The organism is Pseudomonas sp. HMSC076A11, from assembly GCF_001810205.1.
GTDB lineage: Bacteria > Pseudomonadota > Gammaproteobacteria > Pseudomonadales > Pseudomonadaceae > Pseudomonas > Pseudomonas aeruginosa.
In genome coordinates this window covers 61,927-67,477 of the sequence record NZ_KV800299.1, presented here as the reverse complement: position 1 = coordinate 67,477, position 5,551 = coordinate 61,927, and the positions used below count along the sequence as shown (strand labels likewise).

At 64.5% G+C, this 5,551-nt stretch carries 5 protein-coding genes; 4 read left to right on the top strand and 1 reads right to left on the bottom strand.

All coding sequences use genetic code 11. The annotated features are described in order from the left end of the window. A partial coding sequence (locus tag HMPREF2716_RS12615; RefSeq protein ID WP_256548117.1) for an ABC transporter substrate-binding protein occupies nt 1-685 on the top strand: 685 nt, incomplete at its 5' end. A 93-nt stretch (nt 686-778) separates the two neighbouring features. Next, a complete protein-coding gene (locus HMPREF2716_RS12610) occupies nt 779-2,377 on the top strand; it encodes an ABC transporter substrate-binding protein (protein ID WP_023518081.1) in 1,599 nt (532 codons plus the stop codon). A gap of 67 nt (nt 2,378-2,444) precedes the next feature. Here the strand turns inward: HMPREF2716_RS12610 and mdpA are convergent, their stop codons facing one another. After that, nucleotides 2,445-3,662, bottom strand: coding sequence for a metallopeptidase MdpA (gene mdpA / locus HMPREF2716_RS12605; protein WP_043491433.1), 1,218 nt, complete (start codon nt 3,660-3,662; stop codon nt 2,445-2,447). Nucleotides 3,663-3,830: 168 nt separating this feature from the next. Between mdpA and psdR the strand changes: the two genes are divergently transcribed. Continuing rightward, entirely contained in the window at nt 3,831-4,394 is a 564-nt protein-coding gene (psdR, locus tag HMPREF2716_RS12600; protein ID WP_003094433.1) for a transcriptional regulator PsdR, read from the top strand. 265 nt (nt 4,395-4,659) lie between these two features. Then, nucleotides 4,660-5,551, top strand: an 892-nt coding sequence (locus HMPREF2716_RS12595) for an ABC transporter substrate-binding protein (RefSeq protein ID WP_256548116.1), incomplete at its 3' end; no start/stop codon positions are given.

The window sequence follows — 5,551 nt, the reverse complement described above, 5'->3', positions numbered from 1 at the left end:
AGTACGCCAGGCGCTGGACATGGCGGTGAACAAGAAGGCCATCATCGACGCCGTCTACCAGGGCGCCGGCCAGTTGGCGAGCAACGGCATGCCACCGACCCAGTGGTCCTACGACGAGACCATCAAGGACGCGCCCTACGATCCGGCCAAGGCCAGGGAGCTGCTGAAGAAGGCCGGCGTCGCCGAAGGCACCGAGATCACCCTGTGGGCCATGCCGGTACAACGCCCCTACAACCCCAACGCCAAGCTGATGGCGGAAATGCTGCAGAACGATTGGGCGAAGATCGGTATCAAGGCGAAGATCGTCACCTACGAATGGGGCGAATACATCAAGCGCGCCAAGGGCGGCGAGCATGACGCCATGCTGATCGGCTGGAGCGGCGACAACGGCGACCCGGACAACTGGCTCGGCACCCTCTACGGCTGCGACGCGGTGGACGGCAACAACTTCTCCAAATGGTGCGACGCCGGCTACGACAAGCTGGTCAAGGATGCCAAGCGCACCACCGACCAGGGCAAGCGCACCGAGCTGTACAAGCAGGCCCAGCACATCCTCAAGGAGCAGGTGCCGATCACCCCGATCGCCCACTCCACCGTGTACCAGCCGATGCGCAAGACGGTACACGACTTCAGGATCAGTCCCTTCGGCCTGAACTCGTTCTACGAGGTCAGCGTCGGCAAGTAGCTTCGCCTGCCAGCCGCGCCGCCCCGCCACGAGCGAGGCGGCGCCTCTCCCCGGGGCGGCCGACCCGGCCGTCCCGCTCCAGAGGAGTCATCCATGCGACCACGCTCTGCCCTGCGCTACAGCCTGCTGCTGCTCGCCCTCGCCGCCAGCGCCGCCATCCAGGCCCAGCCGAAGACCCTGGCGGTGTGCACCGAAGCGGCGCCGGAAGGGTTCGATCCGGCCCGCTATACCTCCGGCTACACCTTCGACGCCTCAGCCCATCCGCTGTACAACGCGCTGGCCGCGTTCGCTCCGGGCAGCGCCACGGTGATCCCGGCCCTGGCGGAAAGCTGGGACGTCTCCGCTGACGGCCTCGTCTACACCTTCCGCCTGCGCCAGGGCGTGAAATTCCACAGCACCGACTACTTCAAGCCAACCCGCGAATTCGACGCCGACGACGTGCTGTTCAGCTTCCAGCGCATGCTCGATCCGCAGCACCCCGCCCACGACCTTTCGCCCAGCGGCTACCCCTACGCCGACGCCATGCAACTGCGCGACATCATCGAGCGCATCGAGAAGATCGACGAACATCAGGTGCGCTTCGTCCTCAAGCACCCGGAGGCGCCGTTCCTCGCCGACCTGGCCATGCCGTTCGGCTCGATCCTCTCCGCCGAATATGCCGGCCAGTTGATCGCCAGGGGCAAGGGCGACGAACTCAACAGCAAGCCGATCGGCACCGGCCCGTTCGTCTTCATCCGCTACCGCAAGGATGCCCAGGTGCGCTACGCAGCCAACCCCGACTACTGGAAGGGCAAGCCGGCCATCGACCACCTGGTGCTGGCGATCACCCTCGACCCCAACGTGCGCGTGCAGCGCCTGCGCCGCAACGAATGCCAGATCGCCCTGACGCCCAAGCCCGAAGACGTCGCCGCGTTACGCCAGGACCCGCAGCTGACGGTGCTGGAAGAAGCGGCGATGATCACCTCACACGCCGCGATCAACACCCGGCACGAACCGTTCGACGACCCGCGCGTGCGCCGGGCGATCGCCATGGGCTTCAACAAGTCGTCCTACCTGAAGATCGTCTTCGGCGACCAGGCCCGCCCGGCCATCGGCCCCTACCCGCCGATGCTGCTCGGCTACGACGACAGCATCCGCGACTGGCCCTACGACCCCGAACGGGCCAAGGCCCTGCTGAAGGAAGCCGGCGTCACCCCGGACACACCCCTGAACCTCTACATCAGCACCGGCAGCGGCCCCGGCGGCAACCCGGCGCGAGTGGCGCAACTGATCCAGTCCGACCTGGCCGCCATCGGCATCCGGGTGAACATCCGCCAGTTCGAGTGGGGCGAGATGGTCAAGCGCACCAAGGCCGGCGAACACGACATGATGCTCTACAGCTGGATCGGCGATAACGGCGACCCGGACAACTTCCTCACCCACAACCTCGGCTGCGCCTCGGTGGAGTCCGGGGAAAATCGCGCGCGCTGGTGCGACAAGGGCTTCGACGAAGCCATCCGCAAGGCGCGCATGAGCAACGACGAGAGCCAACGGGTAGCGCTGTACAAGGAAGCGCAGCGGATCTTCCACGAGCAGATGCCCTGGTTGCCGCTGGCGCATCCTTTGATGTTCGACGCGCAACGCAAGAACGTCAGCGGCTACCGCATGAGCCCGATGTCGGCGCGGGACTTTTCGCGGGTGAAGCTGGACTGATCGCTGCGCCGCACGCGGGAAGCCCTGGTCCTTGCCTTCCCGCGTGCGGCGTTATCGTTCGGCCGGATCAGCCGCCGAGGCCGAAGGGATCGTCGATGGACGGGCTCGGTTGGGTGAACCAGCGCGGTCCTTCCTTCGTCATGTAGAAGTGATCCTCCAGGCGAATGCCGAACTCGCCGGGCACGCAGATCATCGGTTCGTTGCTGAAGCACATGCCGACATCCAGCGGCGTGCGATCGCCACGCACCAGGTACGGGCCTTCGTGGACGTCCATGCCGATGCCATGCCCGGTGCGGTGCGGCAGGCCAGGCATGCGGTAGTCCGGCCCCAGGCCGTTGGCCTCCAGCGAACGCCGCGCGGCGGCGTCCACCGCCTCGCAGGGCTGGCCCAGACGCGCGGCCTCGAAGGCCGCCAGTTGGGCGTCGCGCTCCATCCCCCAGAATTCGCGCTGGCGTGCGCTAGGCGTGCCGAACACATAGCTGCGGGTGATATCCGACTGGTAGCCGTGGACCTGGCAGCCGGTATCGATCAGCACCATGTCGCCATCCTTCAGCACCTGCGCATGCTTCACCCCATGCGGGAAGGCACTGGCGGCACCGAACAGGACGATGCAGAAGGTCGAACCGGGCGCGCCCACCTTGCGGTGCGCCTGGTGGATGAACTCGGCGACTTCGGTGGTGCTGATGCCTTCGCGAAGAATGCTCGCCGCGGCCTTCTGCACTTCCAGGGTCATGTCCTTGGCCCGCTGCATCAGCGCCAGCTCCTCGGCCGACTTGCGCATCCGTCCCTGGTCGATCAGCGGCGCGGCGCTGACGAAGTTCCTGCCCGGCGCCTGTTGGCGCAAGCGCTCGAACATGCCGAACGGCAGGCTCGGACACAGTGCGACCGTGCTGCGCTCGCCCACGCCGAGCGCCTCCAGGCGATCGAGCAGCAGGCGATAGGGATCCTGGTGTTCCTCCCAGGTGTGGATGGCGCCATCGACCACCTGGAAGTCGCGCACCGTACCTTCCTCGAAGGCCGGCGCAAGGTATTCGAGGGCGCCCTCGGCGGGCAGTAGAGCACCCACCAGGCGTTCACTGGGGTGCCATTGCACGCCGCTGAAGTAACGCAGGTTGCTGCCTGCATGCAGGTACGCCGCGGCGATGCCATGCTCGCCCATCCACGCCTGGGCCGCGGCGATTCGCGCACGGTAAGACGCCAGGCCGATCGGCTGCGCGCCGTCCATCATGTTCCGCAGACGCTCCAGCGCCTGCGCAGGGGTACTCCCGCCAACACCCACGGTCATTTGTTGTTCTCCTCGTCTGGACCGGGCTGAAATTTAAGTCGAGCTTAAATTCAGGTCAAAACAAATTTTCAGTCACACTTAAAAAATAGGGGTTCGGGTAGTTCATCTGTCAGACTTTATTGACGCCCCGCGCTGGGTATACTGCGCCTTTCAACAAGAGTCTCCCCAATGACCGTAGACCGCATCGGCGAACGCCTGCGTCGCTATCGCCGCGCCGCCAAGAAGACCCTGCACCAAGTCGCCAGCGAATCCGGTCTCACCGCGAGCTTCCTCTCCCAGGCGGAGCGCAACCTCACCGGTGTATCGATCTCTTCCCTGGCCAACATCGCCAAGTCGCTGAATATCCCGCTCAATGCCCTGTTCGACCAACCGGCACAACCCCAGCCCGACTCCCACGAAGGCGAGCGGGTACGCTACACCATCGAGGGCCAGCCGCTGGCCTACGAACGCCTGTCCAGCTCCTTCCCCGGCAACCTGATCAATGCGGTCAAGATGAACATGCCGGTGGGCTACCAGTCGGAGCTGATCTCCCATGAGGGCGCCGAGTTTTCCTACGTCCTGTCCGGGCAGATCGTCTACACCATCGAGGGGCGCCAGTACCCCCTCGGCGCCGGCGACTCGGTGCACTTCGACGCGACCAAGACCCATTGCCTGGCCAACGTCGGCAGCGATGTGGCGGAAGTCCTGACCATCACCACCATGGGCCTGTTCGACGACCATCCGACGCCCTGAGCCAGTCCGTAGCGCACCTTCCCATCCTGTCAGGCAAACGTTTTCGCAAGAGAAATGTTAGTCGTGCTTAATTTTCGTTGACCACAATTTCAGCATGACTTAATTTCGGCATCAGCGAATCGTCGACCAACAACAAACGGACGATCGCTGTCGCCGCACAGGGTCCATGGCTGTCACCCGCCATCCATGGAAAGGCGAGAGTTGCCATGGCCCATAAGGCCGATCCTCAGACGATGCCCTTAGAAAAAGAAAAAATGAGGTTTGCATGCGTAAGATCCTTCCCCTTCGGGCCTGGCTGGCAGCCGGTCTGATCCTCGGCTCCCCGTTCTCCCACGCCGCCAGCAACCTGGTGTTCTGCTCGGAGGGCAGCCCGGCCGGCTTCGATCCCGCCCAGTACACCACCGGCACCGACTACGACGCGACCTCGGTCACCCTGTTCAACCGCCTCGTCCAGTTCGAGCGCGGCGGCACCCGGGCGATCCCGGCCCTGGCGGAAAGCTGGGACATCGGCGACGACGGCAAGACCTACACCTTCCACCTGCGCAAGGGTGTGAAGTTCCACAGCACCGACTACTTCAAGCCGACCCGCGAATTCAACGCCGACGATGTGCTGTTCACCTTCCAGCGCATGCTCGACAAGGATCATCCGTTCCGCAAGGCCTACCCCACCGAGTTTCCCTACTTCACCGACATGGGCCTGGACAAGAACATCGCCAGGGTCGAGAAGCTCGACGAGCACAGGGTGAAGTTCACCCTCAACGAGGTCGACGCCGCCTTCATCCAGAACCTGGCGATGGACGTCGCCTCGATCCAGTCCGCCGAGTACGCCGGGCAGTTGCTCGAGGCCGGCAAGCCACAGCAGATCAACCAGAAGCCGATCGGCACCGGGCCTTTCATCCTGAGCCGCTACCAGAAGGATGCGCAGATCCGCTTCAAGGGCAACAAGGACTACTGGAAACCCGAAGACGTGAAGATCGACAACCTGATCTTCTCGATCAACACCGACGCCGCGGTGCGCGCGCAGAAGCTCAAGGCCGGCGAGTGCCAGATCACCCTCAACCCACGCCCCGCCGATCTCAAGGCCCTGCAGGAAGCGGCGAACCTGAAGGTGCCCTCGCAGCCAGGCTTCAACCTCGGCTACATCGCCTACAACGTCA

Excerpts from the sequence above, each read along its gene's own strand:
- psdR (WP_003094433.1), top strand. The coding sequence starts at position 3,831 with ATGACCGTAGACCGCATCGGCGAACGCCTGCGTCGCTATCGCCGCGCC.
- HMPREF2716_RS12610 (WP_023518081.1), top strand. The coding sequence starts at position 779 with ATGCGACCACGCTCTGCCCTGCGCTACAGCCTGCTGCTGCTCGCCCTC.
- mdpA (WP_043491433.1), bottom strand. The coding sequence starts at position 3,662 with ATGACCGTGGGTGTTGGCGGGAGTACCCCTGCGCAGGCGCTGGAGCGT.